This window comes from Paenibacillus mucilaginosus 3016, assembly GCF_000250655.1.
Classification (GTDB): Bacteria; Bacillota; Bacilli; order Paenibacillales; family NBRC-103111; genus Paenibacillus_G; species Paenibacillus_G mucilaginosus.
The window spans coordinates 6,113,905-6,136,885 of the sequence record NC_016935.1 but is presented as its reverse complement, the minus strand read 5'-3'; the positions used below and the strand labels follow the sequence as shown (position 1 = coordinate 6,136,885).

The following is a 22,981-nucleotide window of genomic DNA, read 5'->3' as shown; positions in this document are numbered from 1 at the left end:
TTGACGAAACAAGATAATAATAAAGACAAGCTGCGGGTGTATGAGTATGCGAAGTCGCTCAACATGAGCAGCAAAGAGATTATTACCATCTTAAAAAGACTGGGTCGTCCGGTCAACAATCATATGAGTGTAATGGAGAATGATGCGGTGGATAGTGTAGAGAAGTTTTTCAAAGACGTAAAGGCCAATGCAGCAGCTAAAAGATCAGAGAACAATGCAGTACCCGCTTCGAATAAAACGGTAGCGGTAACTCCAAAACCGGAGCAGCGTTCGGGACAGGAATCGGCTCCGGCACGCAGCAGTGAAGGTTCGCAGGAAAGCCGTCCGGCTGCTGAGCGCAGCGAAGGCGGCGCCTCCCGTGGCGGCCAGGGCGGCAGCGGCGGCGGTCAAGGCGGCGGCGGATACCGCGGCGGCCAAGGCGGCAGCAGCGGCGGCGGTCAAGGCGGCGGCGGATACCGCGGCGGCCAGGGCGGCAGCAGCGGCGGCGGTCAAGGCGGCGGCGGATACCGCGGCGGTCAGGGCGGCGGAGCACGCACAGGTGCAGCACCTGCGCCGGCGGCGGCGGCGCGTCCGGATTCACGGCGCGGCAACTTCGACCAGCGCAATCGTACGGCAGCCACGGGTGGCAAGCCTGCGGCAGCGGTGATCGATAAGGACGGCGAAGAGAAGTTCAAGCGGAGCCGGCCGGCGGGCAAGCGGTTTGACGACAACAAGCCGGGCACCGGCCGCGGCGCAGGACGCAACAACCGGGGCAAGGGTGGACGGAACCAGGAGCCGCCGAAGCCGAAGATCGACAACACGCCGAAGAAGATTATCGTGCGCGGCACGATGACGGTTGGCGAGCTGGCCAAAGCTCTTCACAAGGATGCGTCCGAAGTCATCAAGAAGCTTCTGTTCCTCGGTACGATGGCCACCATTAACCAGGAACTCGATCTGGATGCCATCCAGCTGCTTGCGGATGACTATAAAGTGGAAGTCGAACTGAAGATTCCGGTGGAAGAAGACAAGTTCGAGCAGTTCGAAGAGAACGACGAAGAAGCGGATCTGCTGGAACGTCCACCGGTAGTTACCATCATGGGTCACGTCGACCACGGTAAAACTACGCTTCTCGATGCCATCCGGAGCACGAATGTCACCGAAGGCGAAGCTGGCGGCATTACCCAGCATATCGGGGCGTACCAAGTGGAAATTCATAATAAGAAGATCACGTTCCTCGATACTCCGGGTCACGAAGCGTTCACCTCGATGCGTGCGCGCGGTGCCCAGGTTACGGATATTACGATCATCGTGGTTGCCGCTGATGACGGCGTTATGCCTCAGACGGTGGAAGCCATCGCCCACGCCAAAGCGGCGAAGGTGCCGATTATCGTAGCCGTGAACAAGATCGACAAACCGGATTCCAATCCGGATAAGATCAAGCAGGAGCTGACCGAGTATGAGCTGGTTCCGGAAGAGTGGGGCGGAGATACGATCTTCTGCAACATCTCGGCGAAGCAGCGCATGGGACTCGAGAACCTGCTCGACATGATCCTCCTTGTGGCGGAAGTTCAGGAGTTCAAGGCGAACCCGAACAAGCGCGCCAGAGGTACGGTTATCGAAGCCGAGCTTGACAAGGGTAAAGGTCCGGTGGCCCGCGTCCTGATCCAGCACGGTACGCTCAAGGTCGGCGACAGCTTCGTAGCAGGCGTGTGCTTCGGCCGCGTGCGTGCGATGGTCAACGACAAGGGCAAGAAGCTTAAGGAGGCAGGCCCGTCCACACCGGTCGAGATTACCGGTCTGACGGAAGTGCCGCAGGCGGGCGATCCGTTCCTGGCCTTCGAAGACGAGCGCAAAGCGCGTGACATCGCTGAGAAGCGTGCCGTTACGCTGCGCCAGTCGGAGATCACCGCGAACTCCCGCGTTACCCTTGACGATCTCTACAAGCAGATCAAAGAAGGCGAGATCAAGGATCTTAACGTCATCATCAAGTCCGATGTGCAGGGTTCGGCCGAGGCGCTCAAAGGCTCCCTCGAGAAAATCGATGTGGAAGGCGCCCGCGTCAAGATTCTGCTCAGCGGCGTAGGTGCGATCACCGAGTCCGATGTTATTTTGGCTTCCGCCTCCAACGCGATCGTGATCGGCTTCAACGTCCGTCCGGAGCCGCAGGCGATGAATACGGCGGAGCAGGAGAAGGTCGACATCCGTCTGCACAGCATCATCTACAAGGTTATGGAAGAGATCGAATCCGCGATGAAGGGTCTTCTCGATCCGACATACAAGGAAGTCGTCATCGGCCAGGCCGAAGTGCGCAACGTGTTCAAGGTTTCCAAAGTCGGTACGATTGCCGGCTGCATGGTTACCTCGGGCAAAATCAGCCGCAACGCTCAGGGCCGCCTGATCCGTGCGGGAATCGTGGTATACGACGGCAAGATCGACAACCTCAAGCGCTTCAAAGACGATGCCAAAGACGTAGCGCAGGGCTACGAGTGCGGTATCTCCCTCGAGAAGTTCAACGACATCAAAGAAGGGGATATTATCGAAGCCTACGTTATGGAAACTGTAGAGAGGTGATCCCATGGCTAAAATTCGTGTCGGCCGGGTTGGAGAGCAGATCAAGAAAGAGATTTCGCAGATCATCCAATCCGAACTGAAAGATCCGCGCATCGGGTTCATCACCGTCACCGGTGTCGATGTTACGAACGATTTCTCACAGGCTAAGATTTTCCTGAGCGTACTTGGCAGCGACGACCAGAAGGAAGCGACGCTGAAGGCACTCGCCCGCAGCACGGGCTTCATCCGCTCCGAGCTCGGCAAGCGGATCCGGATGCGCAAGGTGCCGGAGCTTCTCTTCAAGTTCGACGCTTCCATCGATTATGGCAGCAAGATCGAATCGCTTCTCACTCAGATCAATGGGGAGAATGCGAATCTATGACGCCAGCGGATTATACCACCTCGCTCCGCGCGGCGGCGGAATACATCCGGGAAGGTGATGATTTTCTGGTCGTATCCCACATGCAGCCCGACGGGGATGCGGCCGGGTCCACCTTTGCGGTCGCCTGGATGCTTCAGGCTTTGAACAAGAACTATACGTTAATCAACGAAGGAACGATGCCGGAGAAGTACATGTATATGGCGGCCGGCGTCGGCACCCTTCATGCGTATGACCGGAACCCGCCCGAACGCAAGTTCGAGCGGGTCATATCCGTGGACTGCGCGGATTACGGCCGGATCGGCCGGGTGAGCGAGTGCCTGTCACCGCAGGCTTCCCTGCTCAACATCGATCATCATGCCACGAACGACCTGTTCGGGGCGGTCAATCTCGTGCATCCTGATGCCGCGGCGACGGTCGAGGTGCTGTACGATCTCGTACAGGAGCTGGGGCTTCCGCTGACCGAGGGGCTCTGCAGCTGCATTTATTCCGGGCTGCTGACGGATACCGGCGGCTTCCGCTACTCCAATACGTCTCCGAAGGTGCTCGGCATCGCCGCGGATCTGCTGGGGCGGGGCGTCAAGGGTCATGAGCTGGCGGAGCGCCTGCTCGAGACGATGTCTTACGGCCAGGTGTCGCTGCTGAAGCGGAGCCTGAATACGCTGAGCTTCAGTGCCGACAAACGGATTGCCTGGCTCACCGTGAGTACGGAGGATCGTGAAGCAACCGGCGCATCATCCGACGACATGGACGGACTTGTCAATTACGCCCGCAATGTGGAGGGCGTAGAGGTCGGCATGCTGTTCAAGGAGAAGGAGCCGGGTGTGATCAAGGTCAGCCTTCGCTCGGGGGGCAGGGCGGACGTCGCGGCGATCGCCCAGGCCTTCGGCGGCGGCGGACATGTCAAAGCGGCCGGCTGCACCTTCCTCGGAACGATGGAGGAGGCCGTCGATACGGTCGTACGGGAAGTGGGGAAGGGAATCGGATGACGCTAGAAGGCATTCTGCCGGTTTGGAAACCGGCCGGATTTACCTCACATGACGTCGTAGCCAAAGTCCGGCGCATCCTGAAGATCAAGCGGATCGGTCATACCGGTACGCTCGATCCGCAGGTGACAGGGGTGCTCCCCCTGTGCATCGGACGGGCTACCCGTCTTGTGGAATACATACAGGAGCTTCCGAAGGAATATGAGGCGACGCTGCGTCTTGGCATCGCCACCGATACCGAGGATCTCTCCGGCAGCGTGCTCCGCACGGAGGATGGGCTCAGCTTGAAGCTGACTCCGGAGGAAGTGACCGAAGCCATCCACCGCTTCACCGGTGAGATTGAGCAGGTGCCGCCCATGTATTCCGCCGTGAAGGTGGACGGGAAGCGGCTGTACGATCTGGCCAGACAAGGCGTGGAGGTCGAGCGCAAAGCCCGCAGGGTGACGATTCACAAGATCGAGGTGCTCTCCACGGATTGGACGGGGGATTATCCGGAAGTCCGGTTTCGCGTTCTCTGCTCCAAAGGCACCTACATCCGGACGCTCTGCGTCGACATCGGTGCGGCGATCGGGGTGCCGGCGGTCATGGCGGAACTCGTACGCACGTCCACCGGACAAATCCGGGCGGAGTCCTGTCTCACCCTGGAGCAGATCGAAGAGCTTCAGCGGGAGGGATTGCTGCAGCAGCGGCTCGTGCCGATGGAACGGGCGCTGTCCCACCTGCCGGAGGTGCTTCTGAACGAAGTCCAGACGCAGAAGGCGCTGCAGGGCCAAAAGATCCGGGTGCTGCCTTCTGCCGTTTCTCATCTGACCGGCGGAGAGACAGCTGCTGTTTTCTCCCCAACCCGCGAACTGATCGGAATTTATGAGTGGGATCCTGTCCAGGGTCTGCTCATTCCAAACAAGATTTTTTCCTAATATGAATGTTGACCAACGCGCCGGCTCCCTGCATGCAGGGGATCGGCCCGTTGTTTATCCCGGACCTGCGGCGGCTGCCGCCCAAGGTCTGAAGTAGGTGAACGAAGCGATGATGAGAACGTTACAGCTGACATTCCCGCTGCCGTCTCCCGGCGGCGAGGGCCCGCCCTGCGGGGTTCTGGCGATCGGTGACTTTGACGGCGTCCATCTGGGCCATCAGGAGGTCATCGGCCGGGCCGTGGAGCGGGGCAGGGAGCTTGCTCTGCCGGCCGCGATCATGACCTTCCATCCGCACCCGAGACAGGTGCTCGGCATGGACAAGTATACCCGGCTGCTGACGCCGCTTCCTGCCAAAGAGAAGCGCCTCCGGGAGCTGGGCGTGGATACGCTCTGCGTAGTCGATTTCAGCAAATCGTTCATGTGTGTGACACCGGAGCAGTTTGTCGAGGAGATGCTGATTCCGCTTGGGGTCAATACCGTCTTCGTCGGCTTTGACTTTACGTTCGGGCACCGCGGCGCCGGTACGCCGGATACCCTGTGCGAGCTGGCCGCCGGCCGGTTTGCGGTCGAAGTCGTCCGGCCGTTCCATATGGACGGCCAGAAGGTGAGCTCCACTCTGGTGCGGGAAGCGCTGCTCGCCGGCCGGGTCCGGCAGGCCGCCCATCTGCTCGGCCGCCCTTATCATGTGACGGGCACGGTGGTGCATGGTGACGGCCGAGGGCATTCCATCGGGTTCCCCACCGCCAACGTCGAAGTGAGGGAGCCTTATGTCGTGCCGGCGAACGGAGTTTACGCCGTACAGGTGGAAGTCCGCGGACAGAAGAAGGCCGGGGTGATGAACCTCGGGGTGAAGCCGACGTTCGGCTCCGATCTGCAGGAGCCGGTACTCGAGGCGCACTTGTTTGATTTTGACGATTCCGTCTACGGCGAAGAGGTCAGGGTGGAATTTATTGAATATATCCGCGCCGAACGCAGATTCGAATCGGTCGGCGAGCTGATCGAACAGATCGGAAGGGATGCCCGTGAAGCCCGGAATTTGCTCACGGAAGAAAATTCCGCAGAAATGCTTTAATTCATTTTACTTTTTATAATCCGGTGTGCTATACTGGTTAACGTTGCTGTTTTCGCTGCAGGCGAAACCGGATGCTAGCGGGATACAGACAAGCATAGTAACCATGGCATGGAGACTCGATTCTCCGACGGTCTCTGGGCTAGAGGCAATTACTTAGAACAATGGAGGTGAATTACCAATGGCACTTACACAAGAACGCAAACAGGAACTGATTGCTACTCACAAGACACACGAGAGCGATACGGGATCTCCTGAAGTTCAGATCGCAATCCTCACGGAAAACATCGTGAACCTGACCAGCCATTTGAAGACGCACAAGAAGGACCACCACTCCCGTCGTGGTCTCCTCAAGATGGTCGGTCAACGCCGTAAACTTCTGACGTACCTGAAGAATAAGGACGTTCAGCGTTACAGCGACCTGATCGCAAAGCTCGGTCTGCGCCGCTAATTGGCACAAGCATAAAGCAACCACGTTCGTCCTTTGCTCCTACCGGACTTCCGGTGAGGGGGCAAGGAAGGCGGGGTTGCTTTTTTTCGAGCTCATGGACTCCGAATAATGTTTTTCGCAAAAGAAGGAAATACTAGCCAGGATGAAGAATGGTACATAAGGAAGAACCCGAACTCCGGGTTCCGTGCTGTCGTTTTGTGGGACGGCACGCCAATTCATGAGGAGGTTGTTTATGCAGAAGCAGGTGCAGATGGATCTCGGCGGACGTACGCTGATCCTCGAAACCGGGCGTCTGGCCAAGCAGGCCAACGCGGCCGTCGTGGCAAAGTACGGCGATACGGTGATTCTATGTACGGTTACGGCTTCGTCCGAACCGAAAGATCTCGATTTCTTCCCGCTCACCGTGAACTACGAAGAGCGGTTATACTCTGTGGGTAAAATCCCGGGGGGCTTTATCAAGCGTGAAGGCCGTCCGAGCGAGAAAGCGATTCTGGCGAGCCGTCTGACGGACCGTCCGATCCGCCCGCTGTTCCCGGAAGGGTTCCGCAACGACGTGCAGATCGCCAACATCGTCATGAGCGTGGATCAGGACTGCTCTCCCGAGATTGCAGCGATGATCGGAACCTCGGCGGCGCTGAGCATCTCCGACGTGCCGTTTAACGGCCCTGTAGGCGGTGTGATCGTCGGCCGTGTGGATGGTCAGTTCGTCATCAATCCGACGCTGGAGCAGGCCGATAAGAGCGATATTCACCTCGTGGTAGCGGGTACCAAAGACGCCATCATGATGGTGGAAGCGGGCGCCGACGAAGTGCCGGAGGAAGTGATGCTCGAGGCGATCATGTTCGGCCACGATGAGATCCGCAAGATCGTTGCGGTGCAGGAGCAGCTCGTCGCTGAAGCCGGCAAGCCGAAGATGGAAGTGAAGCTGCACGCGGTGGACGCGGAAGTCAGCGCAGCGGTGCGTGAATTCGCACAGGCCCGCCTGATCGAAGCGATCAAGGTGCAGGAGAAGCATGCCCGCCAGGAAGCGATCGATGCGGTGAATGCCGAAGCGAAGGAGCACTTTGCCCTCGTATACGCCGAAACGCCGGAGAAAATGGCCGACGTCAAGGAAACCCTGTATGATATCGTAAAAGAAGAAGTCAGACGCCTCATCACGCATGACAAAGTACGTCCGGACGGCCGTGCCCTCGATGAGATCCGTCCGATCGAATGCGACATCTCCCTGCTGCCCCGCACGCACGGCTCCGGCCTGTTCACGCGCGGTCAAACGCAGGCGCTCAGCATCTGCACCCTCGGTGCGCTCGGCGACGTCCAGATTCTCGACGGCATCGACCTCGAAGAATCGAAGCGCTTCATGCACCACTATAATTTCCCTCCGTTCTCCGTAGGGGAAGCCAGACCGCTTCGTCCTCCGGGCCGCCGCGAAATCGGCCACGGTGCACTGGGTGAGCGCGCACTCGAGCCGATCATTCCGAACGAAACCGACTTCCCGTACACGATCCGTCTCGTATCCGAAGTGCTGGAATCCAACGGTTCCACCTCCCAGGCAAGTATCTGCGCGAGCACGCTGGCTCTGATGGATGCCGGGGTACCGATCAAGGCGCCGGTTGCCGGTGTAGCCATGGGTCTGATCAAGGACGGCGAGCATTTCTCGATTCTCTCCGATATTCAGGGGATGGAAGACCACCTCGGCGATATGGACTTCAAGGTAGCCGGTACCGCCAAAGGCGTAACGGCACTGCAGATGGACATCAAGATCGACGGGATCGACCGCAGCATCCTGACCCAGTCGCTGGAGCAGGCGAAAGTCGGCCGGATGCACATCCTGAACAAAATGCTGGAGCGCATCCAGGAGCCGAAGACTTCGCTTTCGAAGTACGCGCCGAAGATCCTCACAATGCAGATCAATCCGGACAAGATCCGCGATGTCATCGGAGCGGGCGGCAAAATCATCAACAAGATCATCGAAGAAACCGGCGTCAAGATCGACATCGAACAGGACGGCCGCGTCTTCATCGCTTCTTCGAATCAGGAGATGAACGAGAAGGCACGCCAGATCATCGAGGGCATCGTTCGCGAAGTGATCGTCGGCGAGATTTACCTCGGTACGGTCAAGCGGATTGAGAAGTTCGGCGCATTCGTCGAAATCCTGCCGGGTAAAGACGGCCTCGTGCACATCTCGCAGCTGTCGACCGAACGGGTAGCCAAGGTGGAAGACGCCGTGAAGATCGGCGACCAGATCACGGTGAAGGTGACCGAGATTGACGGTCAAGGCCGCGTCAACCTGTCCCGCAAAGCCGTACTGACCGCTGAGGCACCGGCCCAAACGTAGCACCAAACCGCATAACGGCCTGCCTTCCGGGCAGGCACACGAAGAAAGAGTCAGAGCAGTCTGTCTCTTTTTTGCGTTATCCGGGCTGCTTCTCGTCCGCGGTACACCCCGGGTCTAAACCTGTCCGCCGCCGCATAAGTATGGGACAAACGGTGATGCGACAGGAGAATGAACATGAAACGGTATCCTATAGCAACAGCGGCAGTATGTTTGGGCCTGCTGCTCGTGGGCCTGGAGAACTCCGAGGCGGTGGACGGTTTCGCTGCCCGGGCCCGGGAACAGGCCGAGGAGGCACCGGCTGCGCGCAGGGTGCCTGCGATGGAGGCGGTGGAAGCCGCCGTCCGGCTGGTGACCGGGGAGGAGCAGGAGGCGGACCGCAGCGAGACGCTGCGGAAGATTCAAGCGGAGGCGGAGAAGCGCCGGGAGGCACCGGTTAACGCGCGCATCGACCCGGTCTGGAAGGCGGTGCCCGGCTACAACGGGCTGGAAGTTGACGTGGAAGCCACGATGCAGCTGGCGGAGGAGCAGGGCTACCGGGAGCCTCTGAAGCTCGTCTACAAGGAGATTCCGCCAGCCATCGGCCTCGACCAGCTGGGAGCCCAGCCGATCTACATGGGGAACCCCAAGAAGAAGATGGCGGCGCTGATGGTCAATGTCGCCTGGGGCGACGAGTTCCTGGAGCCCCTCCTGGCCACGCTGCGCCAGGAGGGGGTCCATGCGACGTTCTTTTTCGACGGGATGTGGCTGAAGAAGAATGCGGAGACCGCCCGGCGCATCCTCTCCGAAGGGCATGAAGCGGGCAATCACGCCTACTCCCATAAGGACATGAGCAAGCTGGACCGCATGGGCAACCGCAATGAAATCTCGAAGACGGAGGCCCTGCTGACCGGCGGGGTCGGGGTAAAGAACAAGCTGTTCGCCCCGCCGTCAGGCGATTACAGCCAGACTACCGTGCAGGTCGCCCATGAGCTCAAGCTGCGCACGATCCTCTGGACGCTCGATACCGTTGACTGGAAGAAGCCCGAACCCTCCTCGATCGTACGCAAGGTGGAGGCCAAGGTGGCTCCGGGGACGCTCATTCTCATGCATCCCACCTCCTCGAGCAGCGCTGCGCTCAAGGGGATGATCCAGGCGATCCGCTCCAAAGGGCTGGCGCTCGGGACCGTCTCCGAAGTCATTTCACCGGAACGAGTGCCCGAAGTTGAGTCCACCCGCCAATAGTGATAATATCTAATGAAGGGTTTCCTGCCGTTCCGGAATGTGGGAGAGAACTCCTCCTCCGGTCACCTTGCTGTTCGCGCGGGAGAATCCGCCGGCCGCATGACGGGCCCATGATCTTATACTACATAGCTTGCTGAGGAGGCATCCTGCTTGGACAAATATACATTGAATAACGGGCTCCGGGTCGTTGTGGAGAAGATTCCCACCACCCGTTCCGTTGCCTTCGGCATCTGGGTCAAAACCGGATCGCGCCACGAGAGCCAAAGCCAAAACGGGATCTCGCATTTCATCGAACATATGCTCTTCAAGGGCACGGATAAATACAGCGCCAAAGACATCGCCGAGATCTTCGACGGCATCGGCGGCAATGTGAACGCCTTTACTTCCAAGGAATACACCTGCTACTACTGCAAGGTGCTTGACGAGCATCTCCCGCTGGCCGTGGATGTGCTCTCCGACATGTTCTTCAACTCGGTGCTCGACCCGGCGGAACTGGCCAAGGAGAAGAACGTCATCTACGAGGAAATCTCCATGTACGAAGACACCCCCGACGATATGGTGCATGATCTCATCGCCAAGGCGGCCTTCGAGGACCATTCGCTCGGCTACACGATCATCGGGACGCAGCAGAATCTGGCGGCCATGGATTCCGGCACGCTGCGGGATTACATGAATTCCCACTATACGATCGGCAATACGGTCATCAGCATCGCGGGCAACGTCAACGACGATGTCATCGCTCTGATGGAGAAGCACTTCGGTGCGTTCGCGGCCCAAGGAACGCCGAGTGAAGAGCAGCCGCTCTCGTTCCACAGCAACCTGCAGTACCACAAGAAAAAGACCGAGCAGAACCACATCTGTCTCTCGCTTCCTGGCCTGTCGGCGAAGGATGAGCGGCTCTATGCGATGGTGCTCCTCAACAACGCGATCGGCGGCGGCATGAGCTCGCGCCTGTTCCAGGAGATCCGCGAGAAGCGGGGCCTGGCTTACTCCGTCTACTCGTACCATACGTCCTACCAGGACGGCGGTCTGTTCACGATCTATACGGGAACGGCGCCGAAGCAGACGGATGAAGTGCTGAAGGTCACCCTCGAGATGATGTCCGATCTGAAGGAGAAGGGACTCTCCGAGGCCGAGCTGCGCAAGGGCAAGGAGCAGATGAAGGGCAGCCTGATTCTCAGCCTCGAGAGCACCTCCGCACGCATGAACCGACTCGGCAAGAACGAACTGATGCTCGGCCGCCACTACAGCCTCGACGAGATGATCGAGCGGGTGGAAGCGGTGGAGATGGAGCATATCACGGGTCTCATCGGCAGCATGCTGTCCAGTCCTTTCGCTGTGGCGATGGTAGGACAGAATGATACCGCGATCCAGGGCTTCAGGAGGGATATCCTTGTCTGACAGCTTTGTTGTAGAGATCAAGCGTCTGCCGAACAGCGAAGGGCTTCCGCTGCCGCAGAAGATGTCGGAGCTGGCCAGCGGCTTCGATCTGTATGCGGCGGTTGAAGAGCCGCTAACGCTCGATCCCGGGCAGCGGGCGCTCGTACCGGCCGGGTTGGCGCTGGCGATGCCGGCCGAGCTGGAAGCACAGATCGCCCCCGCAGCGGTCTTGCCTTCAAGCACGGCATTACGGCGCTGAACTCGCCGGGCACGGTGGATGCCGACTACCGCGGCGAGGTGAAGGTGCTTCTCATCAATCACGGGCAGGAGGCCTTCGTCATTGAGCGGGGGGAACGCATCGCGCAGATGGTATTCCAGCTTGTCCCGCAGGTCCGCCTGGCGGAAGTGGAAGAGCTGGGGGCGACGGTTCGCGGTGCCGGCGGCTTCGGGCATACGGGCACCAGGTAAGCGGCGGTACACGAACGAACAGCATAGAGAACCAAAGCGTCTTTTCGGAATGCGGCTCTGCCGCTGCCCGGAGGGCGCTTTTTTTGTATCCCTAAGATGACGGCCTGCCGCCGCACTTCTTGCCGGCGCCGCGCGGGATTGGAACCCATCGGTGGGCACCGGCATAAGATGATTTATCGAAAGCGGCCGAGAGGTTTCCGTGCTATCGTGCCGCCCATCCCGTGTGATCCGGGAGCTTCATACGGCAGGGAGGTGCTTCTGCGTCCATTGCGGGGGCACGGCCTTGGCATGGGCCGGAGAGCGGGATGCGGTCGTCATTTTATTAGAAGAAAGAGGTGAGGATGGATGCTGACCGGAATTCAAGTGGCACTGATCGGCGGAGATGCCCGCCAGCTCGAGGTGATCAGCAAGTGCTCCGAGCTGGATGCCACGGTTCTGTTGATCGGCTTCGACAACCTGCAGAACGCCTTCAGCGGCATCACCAAGGCCGAGTTCACCACGGAGGCGCTGGAGGGCATGGATGCGGTGATTCTGCCGGCCGTCGGAACCGATGACAGCGGAAGAATCGACTCGCTTTTCTCATCCGCGGAACTTCGATTGACCCGGGAACATATTGCGGCGCTGCCGAAGCATGCCAAGGTCTTCACAGGCATGGCCAAACCTTACTTACGAGAGCTCTGTGCGGAGAGCGGTATCGGCCTCATCGAGCTGTTCGACCGGGATGATGTGGCGATCTACAACTCCATTCCGACGGCCGAAGGGGCCATCATGATGGCGATCCAGAATACCGATATCACGATCCACGGCTCCACCGCGATGGTGCTCGGCTTCGGCCGCACCGGCATTACGCTGGCCCGCACGCTGCAGGGGATGGGCGCCCGTGTCAAGGTGGGCGTGAACAAACCGGAATATTTTGCAAGGGCCTACGAGATGGGGCTGAATCCGTTCCATACGGAAGAGCTGAAACAGCAGGCGTCGAAAGTGGATTATGTGTTCAATACGATCCCGGCACCGATCATTACGGCTCAGGTGATCGCCCAGATGCCCCACCGCGCCCTGATTATCGATCTGGCCTCCCGGCCGGGAGGGACGGATTTCCGCTTCGCGGAAAAGCGCGGGGTGAAGGCGATGCTCGCTCCGGGGCTTCCGGGCATTGTGGCACCCAAGACGGCGGGGAGGATCATGGCCGACACGATTACCCGCATCATCATGGAAGAGGCAAGAGCGAGGAGGAATGAAGAATGAATTGGAAAGAGATTACGGTCGGTTTTGCGCTGACGGGTTCCCACTGCACCTTCGAAGAGGTGATGCCTCAAATCCAGCGGTTTGTCGATGCCGGAGCCAAGGTCATTCCGATTGTTTCCAATACGATTATGACCACGGATACCCGATTCGGCACATCGGAAAATTGGCTAAAACAGTTGAAAGACATCACAGGAAATGATATTATTTCTTCAATTGTTGAAGCAGAACCGCTCGGACCTTCGAAACTGCTCGATGTCATGGTCATCGCCCCTTGCACGGGCAACACGACAAGCAAGCTGGCCAATGCCATGACCGAAAGCCCGGTGCTGATGGCTGCCAAAGCGCAGATGCGCAACGGGCGCCCTCTCGTGCTGGCGATTTCTACGAACGACGGATTAGGGCTGAACGCAATGAACGTAGGCAAGCTGCTCATCACCAAGAACATTTATTTCGTTCCATACGGCCAGGATGCACCGACGGCCAAACCGAATTCGCTCGTGGCACGAATGGATCTCATTATGGAAACCTGCGAGGCCGCCCTCTCGGGCAAGCAGCTTCAGCCGATGATTATCGAACGGTTTAACTATTGATCTTGCACTTGCATCGTTTCATCATGACAGGGGAGAGATACAGATGTCGGAACAGAAGTTGTTTGATGTCGCAGTAGTGGGCGCCACCGGAGCGGTTGGTCAGCAGATCATCCGCTTGCTCTCCGAACGGGATTTCCCCATCCGTGAATTGAAGCTGCTTTCTTCCGCGCGTTCCGCCGGCAGAAAGATCGAGTTCAAGGGCCGTGAGATTACAATCGAGGAAGCGAGACCGGAGAGCTTCGAAGGCGTGGATATCGCGCTCTTCAGTGCAGGCGGCGACGTCAGCCGCGCCCTGGTTCCGGAAGCCATCAAGCATGGCACGGTCTGCGTGGACAATACGAGTGCTTTCCGTATGGACCCGGACACCCCGCTGATCGTGCCGGAGGTCAACATCGACCGGATCAGCGATCACCGGGGGATCATTGCCAACCCGAACTGCTCCACGATTCAAATGGTGCATGCGCTGAAGCCGCTCTATGACCGGTACGGGATCTCCCGGATCATCGTATCCACCTACCAGGCCGTATCGGGAGCGGGGGCAAGCGCGATCGACGAGATGCTCCGCCAGTCCCGCGAGGTGCTTGAGGGCAGGCAGCCGGAGCCGCAGATTCTGCCTGTAGGCTCTCTGCCGAAGAAGCACAGAATCGCCTTCAATGCCATCCCGCAGATCGACAAGTTCGTGGAGAACGGCTTTACTTACGAAGAGATGAAGATGATCAATGAAACGAAAAAAATCTTGGGTGACGATGCTCTCGAAGTGACCGCTACCTGCGTTCGCATTCCCGTAGTATACGGCCACTCCGAGTCCGTCTACGTCGAACTGAAGGAAGACTTCGATGTGGAGGAGGTCAGGCGTCTGCTCGCGGATGCTCCGGGCATCGTACTCGAAGACAATCCGGCCGAGCAGCTGTATCCGCTCGCAACGGAGGCGGCCGGCAGGAACGAGACCTTCGTGGGCCGCATCCGCCGTGACCTGAGCAATCCGCGTGCGCTGAACATGTGGATCGTCTCGGATAATCTGCTGAAGGGTGCCGCCTGGAACGCCGTGCAGATCGCCGAGTACATCGCCGTCCAGCAGAAGTAACCGTGCGGCAGCCGGCTTCCTGTACCGCGCAGGAAGCCAGGCTTTTGCTTTTTTACACGACAGGTGGAGAAGAGGAGTGGGATCTTCATGAAGATCTTGGTGCAGAAGTTTGGAGGCACGTCCTTGTCCACCGCCGAGGCCAGAGCACATGTAATCGAACACATTCAAGATGCATTGAACCAGGACTATAAACCAGTTGTCGTAGTATCGGCGATGGGTCGCAAGGGTGAGCCCTATGCGACGGATACGCTGCTGGAGTGGGCCGCCTCCAACGGGAATGCGCTTCCTCCCCGGGAGCGAGACATGCTGCTGGTATGCGGTGAGCTGATCTCGGCCGCAACGCTCTGCAGCCTGCTGAACGGGCATGGCATTCCGGCAACCGTTCTTACGGGAGCACAGGCGGGGATTCGCACGAACGCCGACTTCGGAAACGCGCAGATCCATTCGATTGACCCTGTCCGTATTATCGAAGGGATCGAGGAGGGCAAGGTCGTTATCGTCGCCGGGTTCCAGGGACAGACGGAGGAAGGGGATTTCACCACGCTCGGCAGAGGGGGCAGCGACACGTCGGCTACGGCGCTCGGCGCTGCGCTTCATGCCGAGATGGTGGATATCTTCACGGATGTCAGCGGCATTCTTACGGCCGATCCGCGGATCGTCGCGGACGCCAAGCCGCTGCCTATCGTTTCGTATGTCGAGATCTGCAACATGGCACACCTCGGCGCGAAGGTGATTCATCCCCGCGCCGTCGAGGTGGCGATGCATGCCGGCATCCCGGTGCGGGTCCGCTCGACGTTCTCCAAGGATCCGGGCACGCTGGTGACCCATCCTTCCGTGCTGAAGTCAGGTCCCGGAGCGGTCCACGACCGCTTCGTCACCGGGATTGCCCACGTGGCGGGCGTCTCCCAGATCCGGGTGACGCCGCAGGAGGGCAGCTTTGACCTGCAGCTCAGCGTCTTCAAGGCGATGGCGCAGGAGCGGATTTCCGTCGATTTCATCAACGTGAATCCCTCGGGTGTCGTCTACACGGTCTTCGACCATGAGGCGGACCGAGCCGCGAAGAAGCTCGAAGAGCTGGGGCTGTCGCCGCAGATCACGCCGAACTGCGCGAAGGTGTCCGTCATTGGCGGGGGCATGAACGGCGTACCGGGAATTATGGCGCACATTGTTGAAGCGCTGACGAAAGAAGATATCAGCATCCTGCAGTCGGCGGATTCGAACACGACGATCTGGGTGCTGGTGGAAGAACATGATATGGCCAAGGCGGTGCGGGCGCTGCATAAGCAGTTTGAGCTTCACAGGTAGGAGGTGCGGCGGTCCGGGAAGGTGAGCTTCCCGGACCTGCCAGAACCTGCCGGATGCCGGGAAGGCTCTTTGCTGCAGACAGGCACTGCAAGCAGGTAAAGAGATAAAGCGCTGACGTTTGATCACACCTGCCTCCCTTGGACAGCCATCATCTGTCGTCAAACGCACCTGCAGGAAGAGGCGAAGCCTGACTTCGGCAGAGGGGCTTGGATACAGAAGATCACAAATTCTCGCAGAGCACCACTTCCGGAAGGAACGGGGGTGGGGCTCGGGCGAAGCCGCCGGAGCCGCTTCGCGGCTTCCGGACAGCAGGATAGGAGGAGTACTCTTGGATTTCGGCAGACTGATTACAGCGATGATCACTCCCTTTAACAGCGATCTCCAGATCGATTGGGAAGGTTTTGAAACGGTATTCGATTATCTGATCGATGAGCAGGAAAGCGATTCCCTGGTCATCTGTGGAACGACGGGCGAGTCGCCCACCCTTACCGAGGAGGAGAAGCTCCAGCTCTTCGAGGCCGCAGTCAAGCGGGCGAAGGGCCGGTGCCGGATCATCGCAGGTACGGGCAGCAACGATACGGCGCACAGCATCCATCTCTCCCAGGCGGCGGAGAAGCTGGGCGTAGACGCCCTGCTCCTCGTGGCGCCATACTACAACCGGCCTTCGCAGGAAGGCTTGTACCAGCACTTCAAGGCGATTGCCGAGTCGGTATCGATCCCGGTCATCCTGTACAATGTGCCTTCCCGCTCCAGCGTGAACATCAGTGCGGAGACCACGATCCGCCTGTCGCAGATCCCGAATATCGTCGCTACCAAGGACTGTACGGGCACGGATCAGCTGACGCAGATCGTCAGCGGTGCGGCGGAAGGCTTCCTCGTCTACACCGGAGACGACAGCGCGGGGCTGCCGGCCCTGTCCGTCGGGGCGCACGGCATCGTCAGCGTAGCGAGCCATGTCGTGGGCAAGCAGATGAAGCAGATGATCGAAGCTTACCTGGGCGGCGATGTGAAGCAGGCGGCGAAGCTGCACGGGCAGCTGCTGCCGGTCTTCGGCGGCTTGTTCACCTTCCCGAGCCCGGCTCCGGTGAAGGCTGCCCTGTCGCTCAAAGGGCTGCCGGCCGGAGGCGTACGCCTGCCGCTGGTGGAGGCCAACGAGGCCGAACGGAAATTCATCGCTTCCCTGTTCGAATAAAGCGGCATTACGTCAGGCCGGAAAACCCGGTGCCCCTGCGGCACCGGGTTATTTTAAAAGAATCGTGTAAGCGCTTATCATCTGGGAAAAACTGCTAAGGTGAACAGGTATCGGACGGGTTACCCCCCTGATCCGGGCTTCGCTTGTAAATGGAACTTTTTATCATGTATAATGGTTGCAAGTGACTGGTGCGGTATTTAATGGTTTGCAGCTCATAATGAAATCGTCGTCAATTAATTGGAGGAGGTTTATCAACATTGTCTAAGAAAAATACGGAGAAACTATCGATCTTTGCCCTGGGCGGCGTGGGCGAAATTGGTAAGAATATGTACGTTGTTCAATACAATCAGGATATTGTCGTCATCGATTGCGGTCTGAAGTTCCCGGAGGAGGACATGCTCGGCATTGACATCGTCATTCCGGACATCTCGTACCTGACGGAGAACCGGGATAAGATCCGCGGCATCATCATCACCCACGGCCATGAAGACCATATCGGCGGTCTGCCTTACGTGCTCAAGCACCTGAACGTGCCGGTATACGGGACAAGGCTGACGATGGGGCTGATCGAGACCAAGCTGAAGGAAGCCAACCTGCTGGGCGAGACGAAGCGGATCGTCATTACGGCGGATTCCGAGCTGGAATTGGGCACGATGACGGCGACGTTCTTTAAAACGAATCACAGCATCCCGGATTCCGTCGGGGTCTGCCTGGAGACGCCGGAGGGCAACGTAGTCCATACCGGAGACTTCAAATTCGACCAGACTCCGGTCAACGAGCAGTATGCGGATCTGCACCGCATGGCGGCCATCGGACACAAGGGCGTTCTGGCTCTGATGTCCGACAGTACGAACGCCGAGCGCCCGGGCTATACCGGTTCGGAGCGCAGCGTCGGAGCGGAGATTGAAGAGGTGTTCCGCAAGGCGAAGCAGCGTGTCATCATCGCCACGTTCGCCTCGAACATCCACCGGATTCAGCAGGTCATCGATGCCTGCGTAACGACCAAGCGGAAGCTGACGGTCATCGGCCGCAGCATGGTCAACGTCGTGACGATCGCAAGCGAGCTCGGTTATCTGCACATTCCCGAAGGCATGCTGATTGAGCCGGAGGAAGTGAACAAGCTGGCGGCGGACCGCGTGGCGATACTCTCCACAGGCTCGCAGGGAGAACCGATGTCGGCGCTTACACGCATGGCCCGCTCCACACACCGCAAGGTGGACATCCTGCCGGGCGACACCGTGATCATCGCGGCTACGCCGATTCCGGGCAACGAGCGGTATGTGGGCCGTACGGTGGACGAGCTGATGCGGATCGGGGCGCATGTGATCTACGGCCCGGGTTCGATCACCGGAGTCCACGTATCGGGCCACGGCTCCCAGGAAGAGCTGAAGCTCATGCTGAACATCATGCGTCCGAAGTACTTCATCCCGGTCCACGGCGAATACCGGATGCTCCGCCAGCACGGTCTCCTGGCCGAATCGGTGGGCGTGTCGCGCGAGGACATCTTTATTGTCGATAACGGCGATGTGGTCGAGATCCAGGATGGAGTAGCACGCAAGGGCTCCAAGGTTCAGGCGGGCAACATCCTCATCGACGGCCTCGGCGTCGGCGACGTAGGGAACATCGTTCTGCGCGACCGCAAGCTGCTATCCCAGGACGGCATCCTTGTGGTGGTGGTTACGCTGAGCAAGCAGGACGGCACGATCCTGTCGGGACCTGACATCATCTCCCGCGGCTTCGTGTATGTCCGCGAGTCGGAGGGGCTGCTTGAAGAGGCGAACCGGATCGTCACATCGACGCTGCACCGGCTGATGAATGAAAATGTCAATGAATGGGCGTCGCTCAAGACACATGTCAAGGATGCGCTCGGACGATTCCTTTATGAACAAACCAGAAGAAGACCGATGATCCTTCCGATTATTATGGAAGTATGAGCGTCGGCATTAGTCACTTAACCCATTGATGAGATTCCGAAGAGCTTTCCGCGCTTGCGAGCTGCTGCGCGTGAAAGCTCTTTTTGCCGTTTCATTACATAATTTCAGGCGCCTGTCCCATACTATAGGAGATTGTATAAGAACCCTGGGGAGTGTGCGTATCTTGTCCAACAACAAGCAGGAACAAACGCCGCAGAATCCGCCGGCCGCGCCGGGCGAAGAAGTGCGGAAGGGAACAACGGTCGAGACGATCCAGCAGCTCGGACAGACGGTAGCGCCGAGCGGAGAGTCGAATATATTCTGCATGACGATCATCGGGCAGGTGGAAGGGCATATGGTGCTTCCGCCGCAGAACAAAACAACGAAGTACGAGCATCTGATTCCCCAGCTCGTCGCAGCGGAACAGAACGCAAAGATCGAGGGCGTGCTCATCATTCTGAATACGGTGGGCGGTGACGTGGAAGCGGGCCTGGCCATCGCGGAGATGATCGCGACGCTCTCCAAGCCGACGGTCACGCTGGTCCTCGGCGGGGGCCACAGCATCGGGGTGCCGATTGCCGTATCGGCGAACCATTCGATCATTGCCGAGACCGCTACGATGACGATCCATCCGATCCGCCTGAACGGCCTCGTGATCGGGGTGCCGCAGACCTTCGAATACCTCGACAAAATGCAGGAGCGGGTGATCCGCTTCGTCACCCGTCACTCCAGAGTCGATGAAGGCAAGTTCAAGGAACTTATGTTCAAAACCGGAGAGCTGACCCGCGATATCGGAACGACGGTCATTGGCGCGGATGCGGTCAAATACGGACTCATCGACCAGATCGGCGGGGTGGGCGATGCGATCCGCAAGCTGAGCGGCCTGATAGAGGAGCGCCGCAAGGTCAGTACGGGGGGTATGGTGCAATGAGCCACTATACCATTCTTCCGATCGAAGCGGTCATGGAGGGGATCGAGAGCGAGATCCAGGCTCCGGTGGAGATTGTCATGAACGGCGTGATGATGCAGGTGCAGCCGCTGAACGGCCAGCAGGCGACGATCGTCCGTCTGCTTAGCGGCAACCCCCAGGATTATCTCAATCCGCAGTTTTCGCCGGGCCGCCTGATTGAGTTCCAGCCGGTACCGGCAGCCGAATAACCGGCTCCGCCGAACTTTGGTCCTTTTACCGTTTTGCCCCCAGGTTATGGTATAATGGTTCCTCGGGGGTGAGCGGCCTTGTCCAAGAAAAGGAAAAAGGGCAAAGGAATCAAAACAAATGTGAAGTTCGAACTGTACGGGATCGCGATTCTGACTCTCTCCATTATCGCACTGTCGCGAGAGGGCTCCGTGGCCCGATCACTTACATACTTGTTCCGCTTTCTGATCGGAACCTGGGATTTTGTTATTCCGCTCGTCTTCATCTATGCCGGCCTCTATGCGATGATGAAGCGGGAATGGCCGGTATGGCGCACCCCGCGCAAATACGGGATCGCCCTCATCTTGCTGTCCCTGCTGCTCATGAGCCATATCTCGGTGTTCGCCCAGCTGTATCCGAAGGCGGACTTTACAGGGAGTGAGATCTGGTCGCAGACGTGGTACAGCTTGAAGCAGGGGCTGAAGCCGACAGAGCAGGGGCAGCGGATTCTGCAGGATGAAGTGGGCGGCGGCATGATCGGCGCCTCGCTGTATTCCGTGCTCTTCATGCTCTTCAGCAATCTCGGCGCCCGGCTGATCCAGTATATGCTGTTCGCCGCAGGCTTTATGATGGTGACGGGGCTGTCCGTCGCGGACATCGTGGACAAGGTGAGAGGACGCAAAGCGTTCAAGGACACGCTGTTCGGCCGTTATCTGCAGCGCAAGCTGCAGGAACGTCAGAAGCAGGCGGCGAAGGCTGCGGCCGCGGCGGAGAAGAAGCGCAAAGCCGCCGAGGCTGCGGCAGCCGCTTACGAGTCGGAGGACGAGGACGAACTGCCGGACGAGCTCGATGAAGAGACCGTGAAGCCGCAGCGCAAGGTCCGGCAGAAGACGGGCAAGCGCTCGGTCTTCATGGAGCTCATCAAGGGCAGCCGGTCCGATGAGGAGAAGCAGAAGAAGGCGAAGACGTCTGAATGGGATGACGAAGAGGAAGAAGGCGTCAGCGTCTATTCCGCCGAGACGGAGGGCCGTGGGGCGTTCACGACGCCTGCGGAGGATGTGGACGACATCCCCGCTCCGCTCACGCGTACCCATGATCCGGCCATTCCGGTCATCCGTGATTTCCAGGAGCAGGTGAAGCAGGAGACGGTCGTCAAGCCGGATGAATCCGTGCCGGCGGCCGCATCCGCTTCGGTCGCCGGTCCGGGCGCGGCATCAGCAGCCGCGGAAGAGGGAGCGGGAGGCGGCGAGGAGTTTGATATCAAGAACAAGCCGCTGGCCATCCCTTACGAGCTGCCTCCGCTAAACCTTCTCTCGAAGCCGGCATCGGGCAAGGGGGCCGAGTCGCTGGACTACAAGGCGGTGGCCCGCAAGCTCGAAGCGACGCTTGAGAGCTTCGGCGTCCGTGCCAAGGTGCTCGAAGTGGTCCGGGGCCCGGCGGTGACCCGCTACGAAATCCAGCCGGATGTTGGGGTAAAGGTGTCGCGGATCGTCTCGCTGACCGACGACATCGCCCTGGCGCTTGCGGCCAAGGACATCCGGATGGAGGCGCCGATCCCGGGCAAGTCCGCGATCGGCATCGAGGTGCCGAATTCGGAAGTATCGGTCGTCACGATGCGCGAGGTTATGGAGAGCAGCGCCTTCCAGGATGCGGCCTCCAAGCTGTCGATTACCTTCGGGCGGGATATCTCCGGCCAGCCGATTGTGGGCAACCTGGCCCGGATGCCGCATATGCTCGTTGCCGGGGCCACAGGCTCGGGTAAATCCGTGTGTATCAACGGCATTATTACCAGCGTGCTCTACAAGGCGAAGCCCGACGAAGTCAAGTTCCTGATGATCGACCCGAAGATGGTCGAGCTCAATGTGTATAACGGCATTCCGCACCTGCTGGCACCGGTCGTCACCGATCCGAAGCGCGCTTCGCTGGCGCTGAAGAAGGTCGTCGTCGAGATGGAGAAGCGCTATGAGCTGTTCTCCAAGAGCGGCACGCGGAACATCGAGGGCTACAATACGATGCTCCTGGAGACGCAGACCGGTGCGCCGCTGCCTTATATCGTCGTGATCGTGGACGAGCTCGCGGATCTGATGATGGTCGCGGCCAATGATGTCGAGGATGCGATCTGCCGGCTGGCCCAGATGGCCAGAGCGGCCGGAATCCACCTCATCATCGCGACCCAGCGCCCGTCCGTCGACGTCATTACCGGCGTCATCAAGGCCAATATTCCATCGCGGATTGCCTTCGGCGTATCGTCGCAGGTCGACTCGCGTACGATTCTGGACTCTGCGGGCGCCGAGAAGCTGCTCGGCCGCGGGGACATGCTCTACCTGCCGATGGGCGCTTCCAAGCCGGTGCGGGTGCAGGGCGCGTTCCTCTCCGACCAGGAGGTCGAAGCGGTCGTGAACTATGTTCGGACGCAGGGACAGGCGGAGTACGTCGAGGACATGGTCCCCATGGTCGAAGAGAAGCAGGACGACGGGGACCAGTACGAGGACGAGCTCTACGACCAGGCTGTGCAGATTATTCTCGAAGCGAAGCAGGCGTCCGTCTCCCTGCTCCAGCGCCGGATGCGCGTGGGCTATACGCGCGCGGCGCGGCTCATCGACACGATGGAGGCCCGGGGGGTCGTCGGCCCGTACGAGGGCAGCAAGCCGAGGGAAGTGCTCATGTCGCTTGAGCAGTACCAGGTTATGCGGATGAGCTCCTAGCCTGTTTCCCCCATGTTTGTGAAGCTTATGCACCGTTTCCAATTTGAATAGAAGCGCGCTTCCCTTCTCATACTAAC

General features: G+C 59.2%; 18 protein-coding genes and 1 pseudogene. All 19 read left to right on the top strand.

Annotated elements, in window-relative coordinates:
• The 19 genes and pseudogenes from infB to PM3016_RS24955 all read left to right on the top strand — a co-directional run bounded on the left by infB (window position 1) and on the right by PM3016_RS24955 (window position 22,904).
• Window positions 1-2,550 (top strand): translation initiation factor IF-2, encoded by a 2,550-nt coding sequence (infB, locus tag PM3016_RS25045; protein WP_014371403.1) that lies wholly within the window; start codon window positions 1-3, stop codon window positions 2,548-2,550.
• Window positions 2,551-2,554: 4 nt separating this feature from the next.
• The gene (gene rbfA / locus PM3016_RS25040) at window positions 2,555-2,911 is read left to right on the top strand and encodes a 30S ribosome-binding factor RbfA (protein ID WP_013919446.1); all 357 of its coding nucleotides are present in this window, start codon (window positions 2,555-2,557) and stop codon (window positions 2,909-2,911) included.
• Window positions 2,908-3,897: a DHH family phosphoesterase gene (locus tag PM3016_RS25035; protein ID WP_013919445.1), complete on the top strand. Its 990-nt coding sequence runs from the start codon at window positions 2,908-2,910 to the stop codon at window positions 3,895-3,897. The genes rbfA and PM3016_RS25035 overlap by 4 nt, the downstream gene beginning before the upstream one ends.
• Window positions 3,894-4,811 (top strand): tRNA pseudouridine(55) synthase TruB, encoded by a 918-nt coding sequence (truB, locus tag PM3016_RS25030; protein WP_013919444.1) that lies wholly within the window; start codon window positions 3,894-3,896, stop codon window positions 4,809-4,811. The genes PM3016_RS25035 and truB overlap by 4 nt, the downstream gene beginning before the upstream one ends.
• A 109-nt stretch (window positions 4,812-4,920) precedes the next feature.
• Window positions 4,921-5,883, top strand: coding sequence for a bifunctional riboflavin kinase/FAD synthetase (locus PM3016_RS25025; protein WP_013919443.1), 963 nt, complete (start codon window positions 4,921-4,923; stop codon window positions 5,881-5,883).
• A 178-nt stretch (window positions 5,884-6,061) separates the two neighbouring features.
• The gene (gene rpsO / locus PM3016_RS25020; protein ID WP_013919442.1) at window positions 6,062-6,331 is read left to right on the top strand and encodes a 30S ribosomal protein S15; all 270 of its coding nucleotides are present in this window, start codon (window positions 6,062-6,064) and stop codon (window positions 6,329-6,331) included.
• 232 nt (window positions 6,332-6,563) lie between these two features.
• Complete coding sequence (gene pnp / locus PM3016_RS25015; protein WP_013919441.1) at window positions 6,564-8,666, top strand: polyribonucleotide nucleotidyltransferase; 2,103 nt, start codon at window positions 6,564-6,566, stop codon at window positions 8,664-8,666.
• Between the two features lie 174 nt (window positions 8,667-8,840).
• A complete protein-coding gene (locus tag PM3016_RS25010; RefSeq protein ID WP_014371402.1) occupies window positions 8,841-9,887 on the top strand; it encodes a polysaccharide deacetylase family protein in 1,047 nt (348 codons plus the stop codon).
• Window positions 9,888-10,037: 150 nt separating this feature from the next.
• A complete protein-coding gene (locus PM3016_RS25005) occupies window positions 10,038-11,288 on the top strand; it encodes a M16 family metallopeptidase (RefSeq protein WP_013919439.1) in 1,251 nt (416 codons plus the stop codon).
• Window positions 11,245-11,735 (top strand): annotated as a pseudogene (gene dut, locus PM3016_RS25000) (dUTP diphosphatase). Before PM3016_RS25005 ends, dut begins: the two are co-directional and overlap by 44 nt.
• 345 nt (window positions 11,736-12,080) lie before the next feature.
• Window positions 12,081-12,980 (top strand): dipicolinate synthase subunit DpsA, encoded by a 900-nt coding sequence (gene dpsA / locus PM3016_RS24995; RefSeq protein WP_013919436.1) that lies wholly within the window; start codon window positions 12,081-12,083, stop codon window positions 12,978-12,980.
• Window positions 12,977-13,570, top strand: coding sequence for a dipicolinate synthase subunit B (locus PM3016_RS24990; protein ID WP_013919435.1), 594 nt, complete (start codon window positions 12,977-12,979; stop codon window positions 13,568-13,570). Before dpsA ends, PM3016_RS24990 begins: the two co-directional genes overlap by 4 nt.
• Window positions 13,571-13,613: 43 nt before the next feature.
• Window positions 13,614-14,654: an aspartate-semialdehyde dehydrogenase gene (locus PM3016_RS24985; RefSeq protein WP_014371401.1), complete on the top strand. Its 1,041-nt coding sequence runs from the start codon at window positions 13,614-13,616 to the stop codon at window positions 14,652-14,654.
• An 87-nt stretch (window positions 14,655-14,741) separates the two neighbouring features.
• Window positions 14,742-15,959 (top strand): aspartate kinase, encoded by a 1,218-nt coding sequence (gene dapG, locus PM3016_RS24980; RefSeq protein WP_013919433.1) that lies wholly within the window; start codon window positions 14,742-14,744, stop codon window positions 15,957-15,959.
• 328 nt (window positions 15,960-16,287) lie between these two features.
• Window positions 16,288-17,151, top strand: a complete 864-nt coding sequence (dapA, locus tag PM3016_RS24975) for a 4-hydroxy-tetrahydrodipicolinate synthase (RefSeq protein ID WP_013919432.1) — start codon at window positions 16,288-16,290, stop codon at window positions 17,149-17,151.
• A gap of 257 nt (window positions 17,152-17,408) precedes the next feature.
• On the top strand, window positions 17,409-19,085 hold the full coding sequence (locus PM3016_RS24970; protein ID WP_013919431.1) for a ribonuclease J: 1,677 nt from the start codon (window positions 17,409-17,411) through the stop codon (window positions 19,083-19,085).
• Between the two features lie 163 nt (window positions 19,086-19,248).
• On the top strand, window positions 19,249-19,995 hold the full coding sequence (locus tag PM3016_RS24965; RefSeq protein ID WP_013919430.1) for a ClpP family protease: 747 nt from the start codon (window positions 19,249-19,251) through the stop codon (window positions 19,993-19,995).
• The gene (locus PM3016_RS24960) at window positions 19,992-20,222 is read left to right on the top strand and encodes a YlzJ-like family protein (protein WP_013919429.1); all 231 of its coding nucleotides are present in this window, start codon (window positions 19,992-19,994) and stop codon (window positions 20,220-20,222) included. Before PM3016_RS24965 ends, PM3016_RS24960 begins: the two co-directional genes overlap by 4 nt.
• Before the next feature lie 78 nt (window positions 20,223-20,300).
• Window positions 20,301-22,904 (top strand): FtsK/SpoIIIE family DNA translocase, encoded by a 2,604-nt coding sequence (locus PM3016_RS24955; protein WP_014371400.1) that lies wholly within the window; start codon window positions 20,301-20,303, stop codon window positions 22,902-22,904.
• Window positions 22,905-22,981: the final 77 nt, after the last annotated feature.